The sequence below is a fragment of the Pseudoalteromonas sp. P1-11 genome (genome assembly GCF_001399995.1).
Taxonomy (GTDB): domain Bacteria; phylum Pseudomonadota; class Gammaproteobacteria; order Enterobacterales; family Alteromonadaceae; genus Pseudoalteromonas; species Pseudoalteromonas atlantica.
In genome coordinates this window covers 133,258-153,410 of the sequence record NZ_LJSP01000003.1, presented here as the reverse complement: position 1 = coordinate 153,410, position 20,153 = coordinate 133,258, and the positions used below count along the sequence as shown (strand labels likewise).

The following is a 20,153-nucleotide window of genomic DNA, read 5'->3' as shown; positions in this document are numbered from 1 at the left end:
CGAGATGCCCGATTACATAGACAAATCAGTTGAGCAGCAGGAGTTAATGCTTGCTGTTCAGCTCGCAAATGCGAAGGTTAAGACCCCTCGCCTAACACCTAAAGAAGCCTGTTACAACTGTGATGAACCCCTAGTGCATGAGCCAGGCAGGTTGTTCTGTGACAAAGATTGTGCAGACGATTTCGAAAAATACCCAAGGGAGGCATAAAGACGATGAAACTACACTTTGTTTCCGCGCACAGCAAGATAGGTCCGATGCGAAAAACGATTGGCCTAGCTGATGGTAGCTCACGCTCGTACCCGCTTGCTGCAAAATTAACGTCGTACGAAGCAGAGTTGAACGTAGAGGAAGAAGGCTTAGCAGGCTACCGAGAGTTGCTATTGGAGAATGCCCGATACGGTCGTGCGCTATACAAAGGTTTGTTCATTCGCCCTTTAGCACATGAATCGCGTCGGAACATGACCGACCAAGACGCTCGCACCGAGTTTATGGTGCTGGACGTTGACGGTTTGAAGTTAGAGGGCGAGCTTAAAGACCGCTACCGTTCGTCGGACGTAAAGCAGGTTGCCGAGTCGGTGATAGAAATGTTGCCTACCGCGCTGCATGACGTTTCTTACGTAGCTATGGCCTCAAGCTCATTTGGCCTGAACCAAGATGAAGTGTCGGTTCACATACACTTTTTACTTGAAAATTCAGTGTCGCCCCGTGCGTTAAAAGAGTGGCTAACGTCACTGAACTACTCGCAGTCAGACATTTATAACAGGTTGAAGCTCACAAAAACAAAGACACGTTTAAAGAGTGTTATTGACCCCTGTCTAGCAGAGCCTGCCCGTCTAATTTATATCGCCCCGCCTAGTTTTGGTCCTAAGCGCACTAATCCGTTTATCAACGATGACGAGCGTTTTGTGCTGGTTAAAAAAGGTAAAGAGTTGCTTAACCTTGACCCTTTACTTGAGGCCGTTCACGACAAGATGGATGCGATCAACCAGATACGTGATACCAAGATTAAGGAGTTGCAACAAGAAGCGGGGATCGTACGACACAAGCCGAAGTTTACTCGTATAAACGTCGATGGCCGTCCGATGAATGTTATGGCTAACCCGCCGACTGTTCGTATGGAGTTTGCGTACGAGGACGACGAGTTTGTTCGCTATAACGTAGGCGGTAGTAAGAACAATGCATATTGGGTTGCTCGCTCTAACCCCGAGGTTGTGCGTTGTTTCATACCTGACGAGCCAGCTTTCTTGTTTAAAAGCGCCGACGCGGAGGCATACGCCAAACATATTGAGAGATATGGTGAAGCGTACGAGGAAGTGAAGGACGACGAAGGTATCGTTCGCAAGGTTCAACGTTCGATGTTCATTGACCAAACATCTGACATGTATATGACGATGGAGTACGACAAAGAGAACGACGAAGTAGTTGAACTCAAAGAGCGTAAGAACGCGCAAATTGCTGCGGAGTGGCTAAAGCATTACGGCCAACTTGTTCCTGACCCTGTTCCTGCTATTCATGTGACCTTGGACCCGAACCGAGGTGAGACACGTTACGCGATAGGTGACAAGGACTACATAAACCGTTTCAAGCCATCGGTTTACATGCGCGACAAAACGACGCATGACTACCCTGAGACCCTAACATATGGCAACGCTTGGATGCTGCACTACGACTGCCCTGTCATTAGTGAAATCATCTTAAATATGTTGGGTGATGATATGGACTGCTTCGAGCATTTCATTAACTGGCTTGCGTTCATCATGCAGAAACGAGACAAGACACAGACCGCTTGGCTTGTCCATGGTACAGAGGGTACTGGTAAAGGCTTACTGTTTAAGTCAGTTTTACGCCCATTAATCGGCCAGCAGTACGTGGCGCAGAACACGCTGCAAGGTATAGCCGACGACCAGTTTAACGGCTGGATGGAAGATTTAATGTTGTTGATGGTTGACGAGTTCAACATGCGCGGGGCGGCGAGCTTAACAAAAGCAGCGTCACTGTTAAAAACGCGTATTACCGAGCCAACCATGATGCTTCGTAAGATGCAGCAACAACAGCGAGAGGTTGTTCAACGTCTGAACTTCATCTTCGCGACAAACGACTTGGACGCAATGCCTGTAACGGATAAACGACGCTACAACATTGCACCGAGGCAGCAGAGAAACCTTGAGGCGCGACTTGAGTATATCAAATCGCACCGTGAGCATACGGACGAGTTAATTAAGGGCGAGCTACACGCCTTTGCCACTTACCTTCGCTCATTCAAGGTAGACACTCACCAATCTGGTTCAATCATCATGAACCAAGCACGAATCGACACGCAGAAAGCAGGTATGAGCGCATCTGATAGCTTCTTTACCGCGCTACGTGACGGTGATTTTGGTGCGTTCATTGGTATTCTTGATAAGTCAACAGCGAACCTTGAACCTAAAGAGTTTGCACAGTTGACGCGTGTTAAGACATTCCTGACAGCCAACTTAGAGCACGTGAATACAGGTAAAGCATGTTACTTGCTGCCTGACGACTTACGCATGCTTTATAGCTATCTGGCGGGCAAGGAAATATCTGAAAACGCCCTATCGCGAATGCTATCTACGCACGACGTTGAGAAGAAACGTAAGTCTCGCCCTGTAGGTGCTAGAGCGCCCCTACCGTCGCGTCCGCGATGTGTTGAAGTGTTCTGGAACTACAACGACGAGGAAGTGCTTGAGGCTATTAAAGATGCCAACAGCACCCTGCCAAGCAACGTTTCATCAATCGACCCCGAAAAAAGAACCAGCGAGGACTTCGAGCGAGCTATGGCTGAGGCCAGAGCTGAGCTAGAAAAATCCGTTGAACCCGAAATATACTCAAATAATGGATACGACCTATGAAAAAGCCAATCTTATACACCGCCCGAGGATGTAAATTCTGCCCTGACGTTAAATCATACGCTGAGCTAGCTGGCGTAGAACTTGATGTTGTTCGCCTCTCGGAAAGTAACCCACATGGCCTCCGCTCAGCGCCAGCGATTGAGCATAATGGTGAGATTTACATAGGGATAGACGATTGTGCGGCGTTCATTCGCCGCTTTGCGAAGGAGGCCGCGTAATGGACTTTGCTGCCAAACTTAAGGCCAAGGTCGCTGAGTCTGGTCAACAAACAATTCAAGGCAAAAGCAGTACGCCCAAGCCTTCGGACGCTGTGAAAGCTGATAGCAAGGAGGGTCTAGCAGCAATGCTAGGCGCTCGTGCTAAAGAAACAAAACAAAAAGCGGTAATCACGCAAGCACCAAAAAACAACAAAATTAAAAAAGCGGGAGATTTGAATGCTCTATCGGATGCACTTAAACAAGCGAAGCAAACGCGAGAAGATGAACGCGGCGCAATGGTCGTTGACTTTCCAACAGCAGCTGTCAAAGCCTGGTCATTCTCAACGCTCAAGAAGTTCGAAAACTGTCAATGGGCAGTCAAACTAGGCAAAGTAGACAAAATACCTGTTGAGTCTGGTGAGGCCGCACAACGCGGAACAGTCATTCACGACGGCTGCGAGGCATGGGTTCGTGGTGACGTAGAAGAATTGCCAGCGGACAACCGCACCAAGTTCGACCAATTCTCAGCGGACTTCTCTAGTCTGCGTGAGGACTACCGTGAAGGTAAAATCACGATGGAAGAAAATTGGGGTATCCGCAAAGATTGGTCGCCGTGCGATTGGGATGACGACGAGCTGTGGGGCCGTGCGAAACTTGACGTGTTTATCCGTGAGAATGAAAACTCATGCCGCATTATTGACTATAAAACAGGTCAGAAGTTTGGCAACGAAATGAAACACGCTGACCAAGGGCTAAGCTACGCGCTGCACACGATGCACCGATTCCCTGAGATTGACGTGTTTAAGGTCGAGTTTTGGTACTTAGATGATGGCACTAAGATGGTTCGCACGTTCAACCGTCGTCAGCTGGGCATGTTATTACTTCGCTACCATAACCGTGCCAAGAAACTAACAACGACCAAAGACTTCATACCTACAGCTAACGCGCATACCTGTCGTTTCTGTGAGTACGGCTGCAACACTAACCGTGATGGTAAAGCATACGGTAACGGCGCATGTGGTTTTGACCACTATCGAGGTTTAGATGTTGCATAAAAAAGAGAAACCGACATTTAAGCCGTTCGCCCACCAAGAGGCATTTGCTAACCTGTGGGGTGATAAAGAGCGCGTGTTGAACTTCGATGGATGCGGGACGGGCAAAACGCTCGCCTGCATTCATGCAGTGAAAACGTACTGGCCTGACGCGCGTGTTCTTGTACTCGCGCCACTATCCATTTTAACGCCAGCGTGGGCTAAAGACCTACGTTTCGGCTGGCCCGAAGCGACCTATGCTATCGCTGCGGGCACTGCTGCCAAAAAACGTAAAGCCTTCGAAGGTAATGCCCAATGGGTAATCACGAACCACGACACGGTTAAGATGATAGACAACGAGGGCTACGCGCCTAAATTCGATGTCCTCATTGTTGACGAGGGCGACGCCTTCCGAAACAGAACGTCCATGCGTTCCAAGTCGATTAACCGTATAGCAGGTGACATTGAGAAAATGGCACTTATGACGGGTACACCCTCCCCTAACACCATTCTCGACATTTGGCACTTAGCGTTCCTCATAGACCGAGGTGAGCGCCTTGGCAAAAACTTCTTTGGATTCCGTCAACAAGTATGTGACCCCAAGCCTATTCTTGGCGCGCCAGCGGGCGCAATGAAATGGGAGGATAAAGCCGGTGCAGCAGACCATGTGACGCTGATGCTATCTGACATTACTTCCCGTGTTGCGCTTGATGACGTTCAAGAGCTGCCAGAGACCATTTACCGAGAGGTAACGGTTGAGCTACCTAAGAAGATACGCCGTGACTACGAGTTCCTAAAACGCGAGTCAGTTTTAGCGTTGGAGAGCGGCGAAATGCTGAATGCCGTCCACGCGGGTTCACGTATGCAGAAGCTACTGCAAACGCTGTCGGGTGGCGTGTACAACGAAGATGGATCAGTCATTAACGTACACAAAGAACGTTACGAGCTGGTGCTTGATTTGGTTGAAGAGACAGACCACGCGCTTGTTGCGTTCAACTGGACACATCAACGTGACGGCCTAATAGCCGAGGCCGAAAAACGAAAGATTACTTACGCGGTAATAGATGGTGACACGCCATCATTGGAGCGTAACCGAATCGTTCATCAATTTCAGCAGGGCAACATTCAAGTGATTTTCGCTCACCCGCAATCAGCAGGGCACGGTTTGACATTGACTATGGCGAATCGCGTTATTTGGGCAAGCCCTACTTATCGTGCCGACCTCTACGAGCAGTTTAACCACCGTATCGTACGAACAGGCCAAAAACGTAAGACCGAGATTATTCATATTGCGGCTGAGGAAACGGTAGAGGAAGAAGTCTACCAGAAGATGCTCAACAAGCAGATGAACATGATTGACTTACTAAACACTATCGCAGGACTGTCGCAAGCAGCCTAACCACAACTTTTACATTATAGAGAGAACCATTATGAGCAACTTACCTTTAAACAAATTCCAAATCACAGCAGCAGACTTTGACCTTGAAGCGTTCAACGAGGCCGTAAAAGACGTTCGCCACACGCGCAAGCAAGTTGTTGAGTTCGGTAGCGACTTCGAAGAAACACGCGAGAAGTTAGTTGAAGCTGAAGAAGGTTTAAAAAGCGCTATGGCCGACTTGAACCTTGACGAGATAACGAAGCTAACCGCCGAGTGCAAACGACTAAAAGCCAAGTTGCAAACTACGCCAGTAACCAAAGTGCAAGCATTCGACGAAGCGATGGACAAGTTACACGCTTTCTTCGAGGCGGGTTGCCGTGTCCCAAAGGAATTAGCTGAAAACACAGAACAAGAGGCAGCATAAAATGTCAGCAGCAGAGAAGTTAAAAGAAGAATTTGACCTATCAGATATCCCCGCTAGCGAGCTACCAGACCGTAAGGCTGTAGTTACCGAGTTATTTCGCGTACGTCGCGAGATAGCTCTAATAGAAGCTGAGCAATTAAAAGCCCTGAAAGAGCGTAAAACCGAGCTTGAGAACTACTTAAAGGCAACCTTAGAAGTAGGCGAAAAAGTGGCTTACGTTGGCATAGGCGCTGTGTCTATGAGTGAAGAAACACAGCCCTCTGTTACTGATTGGGACGCATTGTACGAGCACATTAAAGACAATGATGCATTTTACCTTCTACAACGTAAAGTCAATGCAGCGCCGTTCAGAGAGCTTATTTCGATGGGTGACTCACTAGCAGGTGTAAAACCTGTTCAAGTGCGAAAACTATCGGTGCGTAAAAATTAATTAGTAACACTGTTGACTTGCATTAACAGTGATACTAATATTGCAGCCTCAACTGGTTCTCTCTATGTACTTGTTGTGGTTGCTTGCTAACCCCCTACTTCCTAGTCAGTTGTTGGGGGTTTTTCGATCAAACTATTTGATCCAATGACTCATTAACGATTAACGAATAACGAACATAAGGAATACCATCATGGCGAATAACACTAACGTAGCTGTTCAAGCGGAAAAATTCGGCGGTGTAGCAACTATCGAAGAACGTGGCGATTACGTTGGCCGTGGCTCAGAGAATGTAACCACAGACGATTTAGCCATTCCTCGCTTGAAATTGTTACAAATGATCAACCCAGAAGTAGAGCCTGGCAACCCTAAACAAGTTGAAGGTGCGCAAGCTGGTATGATCATGAATAGCGTTACAGAAGAACTGTACACATCGCTTTTCCTAATCAATTTAAGCTTTACAAAGAAAATCGTTGTATGGCGTAAGCGGAAGTTAGGTGGCGGTATGGTCGGTTCATACGACACAGAACAAGAAGCCCTAGACGCACTAGAAGAACAAGGTCTAGCGGTTAAAGACCATGATATTTCTGAGAACCCTACTCACCTAGTATTACTTCTAGACGACGAAGGTAATCCGAAATCTGTTGCACTACTTGATATGCCTGGGGTTAAAGTCAAAAAGTCACGAATCTGGAACACCCTGATTAATGACGAAGAAAAACAAGGCAACCCTCGCTTTGGTTGTGTGTGGCAATTAGGCGTTGTGTCTGAGTCTAATAGCTCAGGTAATTTCTTCAACTACGACGTATCACTTGTAGCTCATGCTCCTGACGAGTTATACGATCAAGCTGTTGAAATGTATAGCGCTTTATTTGCTTCAAAGACCGAAGCAGCATAACTGCCCTACCACTTTAGGGCATTGGCCGACTCGTTTTTGGGTCGGCTTTTTTGTGTAAAATATTAAAGCAAAATGAATGAATGTTTAAAGTTTGATCATAAAAATTTACTATTTTTTGAATCTTTAGTTAACAATTAATTTTTTATTAAATTTCATAAAATTAACACTTCAAAACACCTTTACAATACTTTACATTAGCGCCTTAAATTTTTGGTGGCCAATGGTAACAGGAGAATATAATGGTCAGCGATTACATGGTGGACATCGAGTCTATGGGCACGAACGCAGGTGACGCGATTCTGTCAATCGGCATTGTTCCAATGGATTTAAAAAACAAAAAGATACACAAAGGCTACTACACTCGTATTAGCCTCGAAGATAGCCAAAAAGCGGGTTTCCGCATCGACGCGAGCACCGTCCTATGGTGGCTACAGCAAGAGCAAGCAGCGCGTGACGAGTTCAAGGGTAACTACGCACATAAGCCAGTTAAAGACGCACTAATCGAGCTAAGCGAATTTATCGCTGAACAATCGAAAGGTGTACCAGCAGATGAGATACGTCTATGGGGTGATGGTGTAGCAATGGACAATGCTCTGATAGCCGAAGCTTTCAAGATTTGTGGCCTCCCCCGCCCTTGGTCATACAGAGGCGATATGTGTTACCGCACTATTAAGAACCTAACCCCGCAAATTGAACGAGTTGAGCCAACTGTTGCCCATCACGCATTATTCGATGCGGAGGCACAAGCGCTTACTCTATTCAAACGACTAGAGGCGTTAGGTCTGTAATGATTGAGTCACAGTACACAGCGAACATCGGCAAACGACTGAGTTCGGACATAATGCGTACGTGGAAAATCAACGATAATTTCGCAGGTGGTGTACCTGACGCATTTTATCGACACCGCAATGGAAAACTCCCGTTATGGGCTGAGTACAAATTCATAAAGACACTACCTAAGCGGCCTACGACGGTCGTTAAGCCCGACTTATCTGCACAGCAGCTATTGTGGCTTAATGAAGCTGTAGAGGCCAATGAGCTTGCAGTAGTGATCATCGGCTGCGAAGCCATAAAACATCAACGACAAGTTTGTGGTGTTGTCCTAACTGACCCTAGCGAATGGGTTAACGGCATAACCGCCGAAGAATTTGCCAATCGTGCAGAAAAATTAAACTACACAGCTATAGCAGCGTTTATTGAGGAAACTACATTAGAGGGAGGGCTTTCAGACCATCGACTATAAGGAGGCTAGATCGGCTGGAGGCCACTCCGAATGTGGTGTTCATGTCTTAGCAAACGTTAACATATGCGTTGACATGTAACAGTGCTACTGTTAAATTATGTATAAGCAACACAACCACAACGGGGATTTTTAAGATGGAATACAGTAATGATGTACTAAAGAAAGTACAGCTTGCATGGTCATCCCATAAAGATGCTACGGCGCTAAGTCAGGCCAGAGCAGCAAAGGCTATGGGCATGAACCAGTCGGCTTTCAGTCAATATCTGAGAGGGACGATTCCGCTTAACACTGACTTTTTGACTAAGTTCACTGCTTTTACAGGGCTAGAACTATCTGACTTCGGTGCTTCCTCGGACACTGTTCCCGAGAAGCCGTTACGAGTATTAGCAACACTGTCGGGTCGCAAACCAACGAACCCGTCAGTGCTTGTACAAACCATACTCGAATGCGACGAGTCGTATTTCATAGAAGTGGATTACGACGACTTCGGCCTAAGAAAAGGGTCAATGCTGCTCGTTAACCCAAAGGGTAACGTACGGGATGGCGACAGAGTGGTTTACCTTCGTAAGAAGGGACAACCAATTGTGTTTGGTGAGCTATCAGAAACCGAAGAAGGCTGGGAGATCTTGGAACAACTCTGGCAAGGTGGAAGACGCTATTTAGTTGACCCTAAAGACGACGTTTTTAGAGTCGTGTCTGTATATAATCCGCAAGCTAGGGGGAGAAAATTTAGATAGAGTACGAGTGTGTACTAAAGGAATTTAAATGCCTGACTCAGCACAACAACACGACATAATAGAAAAATCGCCCCACTACAATACCCGTTCGGTGGAGGCTATTCACTTTATTAGGCATATGGATTTTGCGACAGGTAATGCGTTTAAATATATTTGGCGCTACGGCCTGAAAGACACAACCGACTTGGAACGCGGAAAGAGAAATTACTACATTAAGAACGCCCTTATATACAGACCCAACTTTGTATCTGAGGACGTTGGTCACTGCATGATTCGCATGTTATCAGCAATGGCCGAAGAATTTGAAAGAGAACAATTCGAGCTTTTAGTTGCCCTTATATCTGCCTCTATGGGTGACTACGAAATGTTAATCGCGCGTGCTAGGCAGCTTGAGCTGTTCCCTATCGCCGCAGAACACTTACTGCTTAACGGGGGTTAATATGGCTTTTAACGTTGAGTGGGTAACGCTTAACGCTATGGCTAAGGCAACGGGTTACACCGTTGCCGCCCTACGTAGCAAAATTAAGCGTGGACAATTATTTGAGGAAAAGCACTGGCGCAGAGCTCAGGACGGGCGTTTACTCATACATGTAGAAAATTTTAACGACTGGCTTAAGCAGTAACACTAATAAATATGATAACAGTAAAAATTATTGCAGATTCAATCGCCAATGGCGTACGTATTACAACAGCAGAACTAGAGTACCCTAGATTCATTCACGCGGAGCTTATGACTCATCGTGTCTTTTCACGTAACAGTGCAAGCTCGCGCGCTATACCAACAAAGAAAGTGAGACAACAAGTATGGACTACACCAGAGTTGCCTATACACTGGGGCGCGAACCAGAGTGGTATGCAAGCCCAGACGACTTTAAAGACCCTCCCGTCCTCCTTAGCGCGCGCTTTGTGGAAAGGTGCATCGAAAGCGGCATGCATGTTTCATTGGGGGATGGAAAAGGTAAAGCTACACAAGCAAGTCTCGAATCGTATATTAGAAACCTTCCAGACAATGAAGGTAGTGGTTACATCGACGGAGTGGGCGAATTTCTTATGGTTACGCGACCACAAAGACGCACAGCCAGAGATACGTGAACTTGCACGTCAAATAGGCGCGGCCTTAAATAACAGTGTTCCTAATGAACTAAGCTATAAGGAGTGGCACTTACCCTACATTACTGACGAAATGCGTGAGTGCTACGAGCTACAAGAGCTACTAATTCTTTCTGTCTCGTGCTGCGCGCAGGTTAGCTACCGGACGCTTGATTTGTCGTTCGAGAAGGCATTGCGCATCTTTGAGGCATTAACGTCAGGCGACCGTGTTCATGCCTCCCCTTTTGAGCACCAAGCTACACCTATTCCTACTTACCATAAGCTAACGAAGGCCAAAGCTAAACGTATTGGTGTTACACACTTTGACGTAGACGGTGGCCGTTGGTCAGGTAACTTCCGTGGTTGGATTCAGCATAGGCAGCTCATCAAGGGCCATACTGTAAATTAATTAGGCGCTATCCCTCCATATACACATTAAAATGGCCTCTTAAACTATTCGTAGATTTGGAGGCTATTAATATTTACTGAAGTACAATAACTAAGTAATACCCTCAAGCAATTTTTTATGTCTGTTACTATCTTTTAAATGCTAATATGCTCTACTTAACGTAAAAAAAAATTATCTACTCCCTGAAGGAATAAAAATGAGTAATAAATATGGTTTATCATTTATCACAGACAACGATTTATTTGAGCATGTCAAAGAAACTATTGAAAAGTATAGGTTTACTATAAATTTAAAAGAATTTAATAAAAATCTAGTTGACCCAATAAAACTTACCTTTGACTCTAAGATATACAGAAAAACAATTGAAGAAATTATTGAATCTGAATCGTTAAGACAAATTGATAAATCAAACACGAACCATATAGGGTACTTCCATCAAAATATTTTTAAGTATTTTGATGGATGGGATGTGCCAACTCAGGGATTTGACGCCATAAATGAAACTCTGAAAATTTATGTAGAAATGAAAAACAAGCACAACACGATGAATTCTGCATCAGCGCAAAAAACATATATAAAGATGCAGAATAAAATCCTGCGTGATGACGAAGCTACGTGCTACTTGGTGGAAATAATTGCAAAAAATAGCCAAGATATTAAATGGAGCATTAGCTTAGACAGTGAGCCAGTTTCTAACAAAAATATTAGACGGATTTCTATAGATAAATTTTATGAAATAGTAACGGGAGAAAAAGACTCATTTAAAAACTTGTGTGAGCAGATCCCCAAAGTTATTGATGATGTTATAAATGAGGGTGATGTCAGAAGTGCAGAAAATACAGTTTTCGAAGAATTAAAAGAACTCTCTCCTGACACACTGAAAAGTATTTATTTACTCTCTTTCGCAAAATACCAAGGTTTTGAAGATCTAAATATTGTAAAATAAACAATTAAAGCAGGTGTAAGTTAAATTCTTTTTAAATTCCGAAGCTTGTTTCAAGGTAAAAGGTAAGTAATTTATTACTTATGCAGTAGTTTTTATAATGGCAGGAAAAATGCTAAATTCAGAAAATCTCACCCATGGGTTCAGTCCAGAGCTATTAGCGGACGTACTTTCTCTATCGAAAAGCTCTGTTGAGTCAAGGATTAAAAAAGGAGAGTTGACTCCAAATCCGAATACGAACTTAATCCCGTTAGAGCAAGTTTCTCACCACCTAGAAGTAAAAAGTTTATTAGCTTCTTCATGGGAGGACGAAATTAAAATTAAGCCCAAAAGAACTTATAATCTTCTAGAGCTTTTTGCTGGCGGTGGCGGTTTAGCTTTAGGTATGGAGGAAGCTGGGTTTAACAGTGTGCTGCTAAATGAGCTCGATAAACATGCTTGTGATACTCTAAAACACAACAGGCCTGAATGGAATGTAGTCCAAGGTGATATTTCAACTATTGATTTTACAGACCTTAACAAAGATGTTGACATAGTTACGGGTGGATTCCCTTGTCAGGCGTTTTCATATGCAGGTAAAAGCCTTGGCTTAGAGGACACTAGAGGTACATTATTTTTTGAAATGGCTCGTGCTATAAAAGAAGTTAAACCTAAAGTTTTTATGGCTGAAAATGTGAAAGCCCTACTAAAGCACGACAATGGGCGTACATTAGAAGTTATAAAAGGAGTTATCGACGAGTTAGGCTATATACTCGTCGAGCCAAAGGTATTAAAAGCAATATTTTATAAAGTTCCTCAAAAGCGTGAACGATTAATATTAGTAGGAATAAGAAAAGATTTAGCGGACAAAGGCGCTTCCTTTAAATGGCCTTCACCGTACAATAAAATACTTTCTCTAAAAGATGCTTTTTATAAGGGTGAGCTATACGATACTGATGTGCCACTCTCACAAGGGCAACTCTATCCTACCCGTAAAAAAGAAATAATGGAACATGTACCACAGGGAGGTTATTGGCGTGATCTGCCTGATAACCTTCAGAGAGAATACATGAAAGCTAGCTACTTTTTAGGTGGGGGAAAAACGGGGATGGCTCGAAGGCTCTCCATGTCTGAACCTAGCCTTACCTTGACTACAGCACCTGCACAGAAACAAACTGAAAGGTGTCACCCTACAGAGACAAGGCCATTACAATCTAGGGAGTACGCACGTATACAGACATTTCCAGATAGTTGGGAGTTTATAGGCCCTCTATCAGCCGTTTATAAGCAAATAGGCAACGCTGTACCTGTAAATATGGCCGCAGCTATAGGTAGATCGCTAATCAGGCTTCTAAATGACTTAGAGGCCTGAGCAAGCTATTAAAACTACTTACAATAAATGAGTTTTTCTGCCTACAAATTTAGTAACCTAGAGTATTTTTCAAATGCTCTAGGTTAACTTTAACCCATTCCCTGTCTATAGCACCCCAACTACAAATCTCATAATAGCCATTTTTAGTCGAGCCAACATAGCAGCACTCAATATCCAATTCTATTAGTGCATTAATAGTGTCTTGAGCAGTTCTTCTAGGTATATCTATTTCTTGCATTATCTTAGGGATAGTATTAACACCATTTTCTATATAGCCCGCAAGGAGCAATCTCCTATAGAATGAACTTTTTGTTTTACTTATATCCATTTTATGCCTTTCATATTTTATTAAACTAAATTTATCTTGATCAATTTATTAACCTAGGCACGAAAACCATGCCTACCCCAACCTAGAACTCCCCCTATGCATTCTTATCGACTGTGTAACGACACCTTCAATACAATATTCGTCAGTTGCCTTTATTTTGACTGGCTTATAATCTGGGCTAGCAGACACAAGCTGGTTGTTCTTCATATCTGCTATTTTGCATATGAACAGACCGTTGTAGCAGGCTACGATGACGTCATAATGCTTTACATCTTGCGCCCTATCGATAATTAATAAATCACCGTCATATATCCCTACACCCTCCATACTTCTGCCACTGGCGCGGCCTATGAACATAGAGTCTTTGATGAAAGTAGAATCAAGCGTATTTTCTAAGTCTGTGAGTTGAGACCCAATTTGGGCGTTTTCTATGAGCATATAGCTATTTCAATTATTAAATAAGAGCATTTAGATAATTATAGATAAACACTGTATATACGTACAGCCATTTTTTAAAGGTTAGCAGGTGATCTTGCTCACATTAATAATGTGATTAACGGGTGGTCTCTGTAGTAATCTAACCTCAGAGGAGCGGCAGTGCGCCATATACAGCGGACAGTGGTACGCCCGGCTCACTGAGCAAATTTTAATGGTGTTTTTTTTGCAAAAAAGGTGACAGTAAAATTTTCCGTTGCAGCCGCTTGTTAAATTTTGGTTGCTACAATTACAACTCCAGATGTATAGGCATATCCATAACCATACCCAGTACCATTTTTATAATTGTTCCCTCCAGAATTAATCGGCATGATATTTGATATCATATAACCGTTAGACACAAGACCATTACAGGCGACTTCTATTTGTTTTGAAAGCAACTCGCCTTTAACTTTATCCTGTACTTTATCTCCTCCAAACAACCCTTTTTCTGAGTCTCTTGTAGCCTCAATAAATACTGTTTTAATTTTATCTTCCATACTTGCCTCAGGTTTGAAATTTAACGCCTCACTAAGAGGCTGATAATAGTTGGTTAGAATAAGCGACGAAAGGAGCAAAACCAACTTTTTTTCCTTTTTTAACAGATTGTTAGGCTTACGAGCCAATTACGGTTTTACAAACTGGACAACTACGGAATCTTGCGTTTACGCGATTAGTCATACTTTTATTGCGTTTAGAATCCCAACAGGCTGTACAATACAAACCAGAATCATCCACAAATTGATAAAACCCCCACTTTGTACCAGTTGGTTTTTCATCTGGTGCAGGTGTTGTAGATTTTAAAATTCTAACCTCATCTTTAAGAGAGGCTAATTCTTCTTTTAGGGATGCTGATTCAAGTTTTACATCAGCTAACTCAATTGAAAGATCTGCTAATAAATTACTAAACTCAGCATCAGAAATGTTTTTCGATATTTCTTTTAAACGCTTAACAAGTTTGAGCGAATTGTTGACGGTGGAAACTATATCCATTTAATACTCCATGTAAACGTAATAACTTTATCAGAGGATGATTTTCCCTATTTTAGCGCGAAAGCGTCCTTTTTTGTGGGCGTATATTAATAGCAAATAGTGTAAATTACTGCCAGCTATGAATGTTACGCTTTCTGTTGTATATGTAAAGATGTAAAAAAATGAGAGTTTCCTCTTATTATTACTAAACTAATGACGACTCACCTGAATGACTATATTTCGCTCTTGGCTGCCCTTCACTACTAAACTTAAACACACCAATCTTTCGCTTTAGTTCCACCATCATAGGTCACTCCTAAACCTGAGCTAATTATAATTTCAGTCAGGCTTTTGTTGTCCACGTATACGTCAGCAACTATCCTAAAATACTTACCACGCTTTGTATTCCTAAGCTCAATAACCTTTGCCGAACGTAAAGCTTCAACGGTTACTTGCTTTGCTTGGCGAGCTAGATCTTTTTCTTGTTTACACTTGCCGCGCATCTCTGGCGTATCGACACCAGCTACTCGAATGCCGATTCGCTCCCCTATTAAGGAATGAAGTCCTCTTATGTTAGCTCTAAAGGTATCGCCGTCATAGATTGAGGTTACTTCTGAGACTATCAAAGTGCCATGATTCTTGTTTCTTATACTTTCAGCGTTAGCTGTGAAGGACAACAAAAGTAATAAAGCGAATAATCTCACGCGGCCTCTTAATGATGTTAACTGATGATTTTGTACCAATTTAAGTTAAGAACTTAAAACTTGCAACTTCTGTCGTTCGGTGATGACTACGAATACTTAAGCTTCAATGTTAAAAGCTCGGCGTTTTTAGAGTTTCGAAGATAGAAAAAGTGGGTCCACTGTGGGTCCATTTCGGGTCTATTTTTGGGTATGGGTCCATGCTGGGTCTGTACCGATTATAAGCTTTGATAACTTATGTCTACGCTACAGCCCAGCAAAAACGGGGGGTATGAAATTATGCTAACCTATGCAAAACTGATCTTCTAAAACATATCTTGATAGGAGTTGGTTGTATTAAACGAAATTGCTTTATCAAAACCAGGAAGCTCTATGCCGTCTTCGCCAATTACAATATCGTTATCGTCAATGGCGCCATCACCAAAACGATATACTAATTCGTACTCTCCAAGGTCAGCTTGCGCTTTATAGGTATTTTGCACAGCAACAACGGATGTATTTTTATCAGCGTAATCACTCATCGCTTTTTCACCATGACGCTTAGCAAGCATTTGCAGTGTTACTTTAGCGCTTAGTACAGTAGCAGTGGCGTTATTACCGCCAAAACCTTTTGAGTTTATAAAGGCTATGTCCATGTCGCCACAATCGTAGTGGCTGTTACGTATATCTAAGTGTTCAGCATAAACATCGTCGGCAACTTTATCTATGGTAGTAATACCCGGCATAATATTATGGCTAAATACACCCAGCGCAATAGCGAGCTGATCGCCACTGGCGGGAGCAATTGTATGCCCTACATAAGCTTTTGGCGCCGTCACTTTCCAGCTATCAATGGCAAACGTTTGTGCCACTTTATGATAAATAAGTGACTCTGTTACTCTATTTTGCGGCGTGCTAGAACCGTGCGCTAAAATAAAGCTGCGCTTTTGTAACGCCTCTTTACCTAATAAACTTGTTGCAAGCGCTGCAGATTTGGCCATTGTAATGTAGTTACCAGGGCCCGGTGAGGTGATTGATTTTTTAATACCATCGGCATTTACAAATACATCAGGCACTGAGCCCATAATATCTGCACCAAGCTCTAGTGCTAACGCATCGTCCATTAAAATGGCCACTTGTGCGCCTTCACCTAATGTAAAGCCACAGTTTTCGCCAAATGGACGGCTGCTTTTACGGTAATCGGGCTCTTGTTCACTGCTTAAATTATCTAAACGGCGCAGGCCTTCAACATTAGCAAGGGCGCTCATATTACCAAAGCCTTCAACTACTTCAGGCGTGATAGCGCATTCAACACTTGCTACTACCGCAACACGGGTGCGCCCTGCTTGAATATCGTTTACTGCAGCGCGTAAGTTATATAAAAATGTGGCACATGCACCCGAGGTAGAAAACGTAGTACCTACATTACCTGTAACGTAGGCGTTTATAAAATCAGTCGACATCGTGTTTAAGCCAAGTGCTAATTGCTTTGTACTAACACGATCGCCCTGCTGGCGTGCTTTAACTAAACCGCCTAATCCTTTGTCGTCCATTTGACCAATAACCGAGGCTGAATAAGTACCAATTTTATCTGGCTCTACGCTATTCATTATGCGTTGCCAATCAAGACCAGTTGACTTAATAGCATCGTTTGCAGCAAATATAGTGGCTTGCAAACCACGTGGCTGGTAACGGCTGTTATACATTATTGATGGATCAAACCCGGTAGGAAACTGACCTGCCGATTTAATTGGGTTATCACGGGTAGAATCTAATTTTACATCTAGCTCTGCCGCTATAGTCACTTTTACTTTTTTGCCTTCAAGCTCTTGTATTTTCCAACTGGCAGGCACTGGGGTTGGTAAATCGCGTGCGCGCGTTTCAAACACAATTGCGTTTTCATCAGAGGACTTTAACGTCATCTTTTGCTGCCAAGGCGTGGCATCTGCGTCAAAATGTTCTTTTTCAATTTTACGAATAAGTGTGCCAGCAATAATTTGCTCACCAAAGCGTGCTTCTATGTCGCTTTGCTCAACATTATTACCGTTTGTGTCTTGTAATTGACCATCAACAACGCGTACTAAGTTCATTAATGTGGCGAGGCCTAAAAATGTTTCACTACGAGCTTGTGCGTTTAATGCGTCTAACACGATACGGCGGTAACCTTGATGAAAAGAAGTACGGCCAGCGGCGTTAATACCACCCATGCCTACTATTACGGGTAATGCTGTCATAATTAACCTTTAAAACGTGTTATAGGAGAAGCCAACAGTTTAATTGGATTAATCACAGCGCTTTGTGCTTTAATAGCCAAATATTCAGCATTAAAGGCCAAAAAGTACTGGTCGGAGCATTCACATGCATAAAAAATCAGTAAACCCAGCGTTAAATATTGCCATAGCGGTGTACCCGCATTTACTTATTACCAGTTTAACACTGCCTATTGAAATGCTAAGAGCCGGTGAGGCTTATGCAAAAGGCCATTTAAGCCACACGGATTTTAGACCACTTAGTATAAATTTAATTGCTAAAAATAATGAGCCAATACAAAACCGTACTGGGCTTGCCATAGTCCCCGACTGCACCACACACAACGCGCCCTACAACGACTTAATTATTGTGCCCGGTATATGGCGAAACCCTCGCCCTGTTGTTCGTACTAATAAAGAAGTTGTTGAATGGCTACAAGAAAGTTTTGAAACCGGCAGTCATATAATTGGTGTAGGCACGGGTAATTGCCTAGTTGCAGAAGCGGGCTTACTGGATGGGCACCCTGCAACAACCCACTGGCATTATGCAAAACAATTTAGCAACGACTACCCATTAGTGCGCTTAAAGCCTGACTTTTTTATCACCCAATCTGAGCGCATGTATACGGTGGCAAGCTTAAATGCCCTTGCCGATGTGATCGTTCATATTATTAGCCAATACTATGGCAAAGCAGCTGCGCAACATGTAGAGCGTAACTTTTCGCACGAAGTACGTAAACCATACGAAGATCAGCGCTACCTTGAAGGCGCGGTTGACCGCCATCCAGATGAACTCATTGCGCAAATTCAGTTTTGGCTTAAAACTAATTTAGCCAGCGAGTTAAACTTACAAGAAGTAGCCGCCCAATTTAGTTTGAGTTACCGTACATTTACCCGCCGCTTTAAGCTTGCGACTAATCAAAGCCCTATAGAATATTGGCAACAATTACGGGTAGAAGGCGCTAAAGAGTTATTAGCTTCATCTAATTTAACGATTCAAGAAGTAGCACTTGAGGTCGGCTATAATGACCAAGGCCATTTAACCCGCGTGTTTAAAAAAGTGCTTAGCCAAACGCCAAGCGAGTACAGAAAAGTAGTACGAAGAAAACTATTTGGCTAATACAAAGCTGCAATTAAGTGGCTTTTTTCCTTATATAAATTACACTATTAGCTAAAATCCTAGCTAGGTTATTGTATGAGCGATGAAATAAAACAGCACCTTTTTGAACAACAAAATAATGGCTCAGTGGACGAAAAGTTATTAAGGTTACTTTCGCTTGTTCGCAAACATCTTAAAATGGATGTGGCGTTTATATCAGAATTTACACAAACAGATCGGGTTTTTAAGGTGGTCGATAATCATACCGATAACCACTGCGTATCAGTAGGTAATTCAGATCCTATTTGTGAGACTTACTGTAAAAAAATTTCAGACAACGACCTTGAACCAATAATTCCTAACACACATAAACACCCTATTACTAAGGCTATGCCGGTCACCAAAAAATTAAATATAGGCGCTTACATAGGTGTACCGATTGTTTTAGCATCAGGCAAAACGTATGGTACCTTTTGCTGTTATAAAACCACATTTGATGACGATTTAAATGATAGAGATCTGGCTTTTTTAAAACTAATTTCAGAGCTTGCTACCGAGCTCATTGAACAAAGATCGCAATCAGACACCATAAGTAATGAGACAAAAATACTGATTGAAAATATTATAAAAACAAATGCCATCACTATTCATTTTCAGCCCATTTTTAACCTAGCGACGAATCGGCTATCGGGTTATGAATCGCTTTCACGCTTTTTTACTCAACCTTACAAAACCCCCGATGTATGGTTTAAAGATGCCGACAACTTAGGGCTAGGTGAAGCACTGGAAATTCTTGCTATACAAAACACCCTACATTGTATGGATGAACTTGCCCCACATGCCTACTTGACTATAAATACATCTCCTGCACATATATTATCGGGCTCAATTAATAATGTATTACAAAATGTTGATTGCACCCGCATTATATTAGAAGTCACAGAGCACTCGCCTATTTTAGATTACCAAGCTATGCGCGCGGCACTTGAGCCATTGAGAAATAAAGGCGTAAAACTAGCAATTGACGATGTAGGCGCTGGGTTTTCGTCTTTTCAGCACATATTGGAGTTAGAAGCCGATATTATAAAACTTGATATAAGCCTGACTGAAAATATAAATAACGACCAAAGAAAGTTTTTACTCGCAAAAGCATTATGTGGTTTTGCAAAAGCAATTAATTGTACGATTGTAGCTGAAGGCATCGAAAATAAAGAAGAGCTTCTCACATTGAGGCAGCTAAAAGTAGATAACGTCCAAGGCTACTTTATTGGTCGCCCTGCGCCTATTAACGAGGCAATAGAGTACCAAGCAGTCACGCTTTAGCTAATACACTCATATAATAACGCCACTAAA

At 43.0% G+C, this 20,153-nt stretch carries 23 protein-coding genes; 17 read left to right on the top strand and 6 right to left on the bottom strand.

Annotated elements, in window-relative coordinates:
- Window positions 1-213: 213 nt before the first annotated feature.
- The 15 genes from AN390_RS06400 (at window position 214) to AN390_RS06330 (ending at window position 12,998) form a co-directional block, all read left to right on the top strand.
- A complete protein-coding gene (locus AN390_RS06400) occupies window positions 214-2,871 on the top strand; it encodes a primase-helicase family protein (protein WP_055253347.1) in 2,658 nt (885 codons plus the stop codon).
- The gene (locus AN390_RS06395) at window positions 2,868-3,089 is read left to right on the top strand and encodes a hypothetical protein (RefSeq protein WP_055253345.1); all 222 of its coding nucleotides are present in this window, start codon (window positions 2,868-2,870) and stop codon (window positions 3,087-3,089) included. The genes AN390_RS06400 and AN390_RS06395 overlap by 4 nt, the downstream gene beginning before the upstream one ends.
- Window positions 3,089-4,123 (top strand): PD-(D/E)XK nuclease family protein, encoded by a 1,035-nt coding sequence (locus AN390_RS06390; protein ID WP_055253343.1) that lies wholly within the window; start codon window positions 3,089-3,091, stop codon window positions 4,121-4,123. The genes AN390_RS06395 and AN390_RS06390 overlap by 1 nt, the downstream gene beginning before the upstream one ends.
- Window positions 4,113-5,498 carry a DEAD/DEAH box helicase gene (locus AN390_RS06385; protein WP_055253341.1) on the top strand — a complete coding sequence of 462 codons (1,386 nt, stop codon included), beginning with the start codon at window positions 4,113-4,115 and terminating at the stop codon, window positions 5,496-5,498. The genes AN390_RS06390 and AN390_RS06385 overlap by 11 nt, the downstream gene beginning before the upstream one ends.
- A 31-nt stretch (window positions 5,499-5,529) precedes the next feature.
- Window positions 5,530-5,901 (top strand): hypothetical protein, encoded by a 372-nt coding sequence (locus AN390_RS06380; protein ID WP_055253339.1) that lies wholly within the window; start codon window positions 5,530-5,532, stop codon window positions 5,899-5,901.
- Between the two features lies 1 nt (window position 5,902).
- Complete coding sequence (locus AN390_RS06375; RefSeq protein WP_055253338.1) at window positions 5,903-6,331, top strand: hypothetical protein; 429 nt, start codon at window positions 5,903-5,905, stop codon at window positions 6,329-6,331.
- 190 nt (window positions 6,332-6,521) lie between these two features.
- A complete protein-coding gene (locus tag AN390_RS06370; protein WP_055253336.1) occupies window positions 6,522-7,226 on the top strand; it encodes a hypothetical protein in 705 nt (234 codons plus the stop codon).
- A gap of 239 nt (window positions 7,227-7,465) precedes the next feature.
- Window positions 7,466-8,014: a 3'-5' exonuclease gene (locus AN390_RS06365; protein WP_055253333.1), complete on the top strand. Its 549-nt coding sequence runs from the start codon at window positions 7,466-7,468 to the stop codon at window positions 8,012-8,014.
- Window positions 8,014-8,469 (top strand): hypothetical protein, encoded by a 456-nt coding sequence (locus tag AN390_RS06360; RefSeq protein ID WP_055253331.1) that lies wholly within the window; start codon window positions 8,014-8,016, stop codon window positions 8,467-8,469. The genes AN390_RS06365 and AN390_RS06360 overlap by 1 nt, the downstream gene beginning before the upstream one ends.
- A 134-nt stretch (window positions 8,470-8,603) precedes the next feature.
- Window positions 8,604-9,206 (top strand): helix-turn-helix transcriptional regulator, encoded by a 603-nt coding sequence (locus tag AN390_RS06355; protein WP_055253329.1) that lies wholly within the window; start codon window positions 8,604-8,606, stop codon window positions 9,204-9,206.
- Window positions 9,207-9,234: 28 nt separating this feature from the next.
- Window positions 9,235-9,645: a DUF3310 domain-containing protein gene (locus AN390_RS06350; RefSeq protein ID WP_055253327.1), complete on the top strand. Its 411-nt coding sequence runs from the start codon at window positions 9,235-9,237 to the stop codon at window positions 9,643-9,645.
- A gap of 1 nt (window position 9,646) precedes the next feature.
- Window positions 9,647-9,829 carry a hypothetical protein gene (locus AN390_RS06345; protein WP_055253325.1) on the top strand — a complete coding sequence of 61 codons (183 nt, stop codon included), beginning with the start codon at window positions 9,647-9,649 and terminating at the stop codon, window positions 9,827-9,829.
- Window positions 9,830-9,840: 11 nt separating this feature from the next.
- Complete coding sequence (locus AN390_RS06340) at window positions 9,841-10,704, top strand: FAD-dependent thymidylate synthase (RefSeq protein WP_055253324.1); 864 nt, start codon at window positions 9,841-9,843, stop codon at window positions 10,702-10,704.
- A 196-nt stretch (window positions 10,705-10,900) separates the two neighbouring features.
- Window positions 10,901-11,650 (top strand): Eco47II family restriction endonuclease, encoded by a 750-nt coding sequence (locus AN390_RS06335; RefSeq protein ID WP_055253321.1) that lies wholly within the window; start codon window positions 10,901-10,903, stop codon window positions 11,648-11,650.
- Window positions 11,651-11,747: 97 nt separating this feature from the next.
- Window positions 11,748-12,998: a DNA cytosine methyltransferase gene (locus AN390_RS06330; RefSeq protein ID WP_201780869.1), complete on the top strand. Its 1,251-nt coding sequence runs from the start codon at window positions 11,748-11,750 to the stop codon at window positions 12,996-12,998.
- Between the two features lie 49 nt (window positions 12,999-13,047).
- Here AN390_RS06330 and AN390_RS06325 read toward each other — a convergent pair whose 3' ends face one another.
- From AN390_RS06325 to AN390_RS06300, 6 genes are all read right to left on the bottom strand, one after another.
- Window positions 13,048-13,326: a helix-turn-helix domain-containing protein gene (locus tag AN390_RS06325; RefSeq protein ID WP_055253318.1), complete on the bottom strand. Its 279-nt coding sequence runs from the start codon at window positions 13,324-13,326 to the stop codon at window positions 13,048-13,050.
- 72 nt (window positions 13,327-13,398) lie between these two features.
- Entirely contained in the window at window positions 13,399-13,764 is a 366-nt protein-coding gene (locus AN390_RS06320; protein ID WP_055253317.1) for a LexA family transcriptional regulator, read from the bottom strand.
- 266 nt (window positions 13,765-14,030) lie between these two features.
- Window positions 14,031-14,300: a hypothetical protein gene (locus AN390_RS06315; RefSeq protein WP_157686028.1), complete on the bottom strand. Its 270-nt coding sequence runs from the start codon at window positions 14,298-14,300 to the stop codon at window positions 14,031-14,033.
- Window positions 14,301-14,415: 115 nt separating this feature from the next.
- Window positions 14,416-14,793, bottom strand: coding sequence for a hypothetical protein (locus tag AN390_RS06310; RefSeq protein WP_055253313.1), 378 nt, complete (start codon window positions 14,791-14,793; stop codon window positions 14,416-14,418).
- A 248-nt stretch (window positions 14,794-15,041) separates the two neighbouring features.
- Window positions 15,042-15,476 (bottom strand): thermonuclease family protein, encoded by a 435-nt coding sequence (locus tag AN390_RS06305; RefSeq protein ID WP_055253311.1) that lies wholly within the window; start codon window positions 15,474-15,476, stop codon window positions 15,042-15,044.
- Between the two features lie 302 nt (window positions 15,477-15,778).
- Window positions 15,779-17,686, bottom strand: coding sequence for a beta-ketoacyl synthase (locus AN390_RS06300; protein ID WP_055253309.1), 1,908 nt, complete (start codon window positions 17,684-17,686; stop codon window positions 15,779-15,781).
- A gap of 124 nt (window positions 17,687-17,810) precedes the next feature.
- Here AN390_RS06300 and AN390_RS06295 point away from each other — a divergent pair, with 124 nt between their 5' ends.
- Window positions 17,811-18,821: a GlxA family transcriptional regulator gene (locus AN390_RS06295; protein ID WP_008131596.1), complete on the top strand. Its 1,011-nt coding sequence runs from the start codon at window positions 17,811-17,813 to the stop codon at window positions 18,819-18,821.
- A gap of 75 nt (window positions 18,822-18,896) precedes the next feature.
- Window positions 18,897-20,123, top strand: coding sequence for an EAL domain-containing protein (locus AN390_RS06290; protein WP_055253307.1), 1,227 nt, complete (start codon window positions 18,897-18,899; stop codon window positions 20,121-20,123).
- Window positions 20,124-20,153: the final 30 nt, after the last annotated feature.

Coding starts and splice junctions, on each gene's coding strand:
- AN390_RS06400 (WP_055253347.1), top strand. CDS start 214: ATGAAACTACACTTTGTTTCCGCGCACAGCAAGATAGGTCCGATGCGA.
- AN390_RS06395 (WP_055253345.1), top strand. CDS start 2,868: ATGAAAAAGCCAATCTTATACACCGCCCGAGGATGTAAATTCTGCCCT.
- AN390_RS06390 (WP_055253343.1), top strand. CDS start 3,089: ATGGACTTTGCTGCCAAACTTAAGGCCAAGGTCGCTGAGTCTGGTCAA.
- AN390_RS06385 (WP_055253341.1), top strand. CDS start 4,113: ATGTTGCATAAAAAAGAGAAACCGACATTTAAGCCGTTCGCCCACCAA.
- AN390_RS06380 (WP_055253339.1), top strand. CDS start 5,530: ATGAGCAACTTACCTTTAAACAAATTCCAAATCACAGCAGCAGACTTT.
- AN390_RS06375 (WP_055253338.1), top strand. CDS start 5,903: ATGTCAGCAGCAGAGAAGTTAAAAGAAGAATTTGACCTATCAGATATC.
- AN390_RS06370 (WP_055253336.1), top strand. CDS start 6,522: ATGGCGAATAACACTAACGTAGCTGTTCAAGCGGAAAAATTCGGCGGT.
- AN390_RS06365 (WP_055253333.1), top strand. CDS start 7,466: ATGGTCAGCGATTACATGGTGGACATCGAGTCTATGGGCACGAACGCA.
- AN390_RS06360 (WP_055253331.1), top strand. CDS start 8,014: ATGATTGAGTCACAGTACACAGCGAACATCGGCAAACGACTGAGTTCG.
- AN390_RS06355 (WP_055253329.1), top strand. CDS start 8,604: ATGGAATACAGTAATGATGTACTAAAGAAAGTACAGCTTGCATGGTCA.
- AN390_RS06350 (WP_055253327.1), top strand. CDS start 9,235: ATGCCTGACTCAGCACAACAACACGACATAATAGAAAAATCGCCCCAC.
- AN390_RS06345 (WP_055253325.1), top strand. CDS start 9,647: ATGGCTTTTAACGTTGAGTGGGTAACGCTTAACGCTATGGCTAAGGCA.
- AN390_RS06340 (WP_055253324.1), top strand. CDS start 9,841: ATGATAACAGTAAAAATTATTGCAGATTCAATCGCCAATGGCGTACGT.
- AN390_RS06335 (WP_055253321.1), top strand. CDS start 10,901: ATGAGTAATAAATATGGTTTATCATTTATCACAGACAACGATTTATTT.
- AN390_RS06330 (WP_201780869.1), top strand. CDS start 11,748: ATGGCAGGAAAAATGCTAAATTCAGAAAATCTCACCCATGGGTTCAGT.
- AN390_RS06325 (WP_055253318.1), bottom strand. CDS start 13,326: ATGGATATAAGTAAAACAAAAAGTTCATTCTATAGGAGATTGCTCCTT.
- AN390_RS06320 (WP_055253317.1), bottom strand. CDS start 13,764: ATGCTCATAGAAAACGCCCAAATTGGGTCTCAACTCACAGACTTAGAA.
- AN390_RS06315 (WP_157686028.1), bottom strand. CDS start 14,300: ATGGAAGATAAAATTAAAACAGTATTTATTGAGGCTACAAGAGACTCA.
- AN390_RS06310 (WP_055253313.1), bottom strand. CDS start 14,793: ATGGATATAGTTTCCACCGTCAACAATTCGCTCAAACTTGTTAAGCGT.
- AN390_RS06300 (WP_055253309.1), bottom strand. CDS start 17,686: ATGACAGCATTACCCGTAATAGTAGGCATGGGTGGTATTAACGCCGCT.
- AN390_RS06295 (WP_008131596.1), top strand. CDS start 17,811: ATGCATAAAAAATCAGTAAACCCAGCGTTAAATATTGCCATAGCGGTG.
- AN390_RS06290 (WP_055253307.1), top strand. CDS start 18,897: ATGAGCGATGAAATAAAACAGCACCTTTTTGAACAACAAAATAATGGC.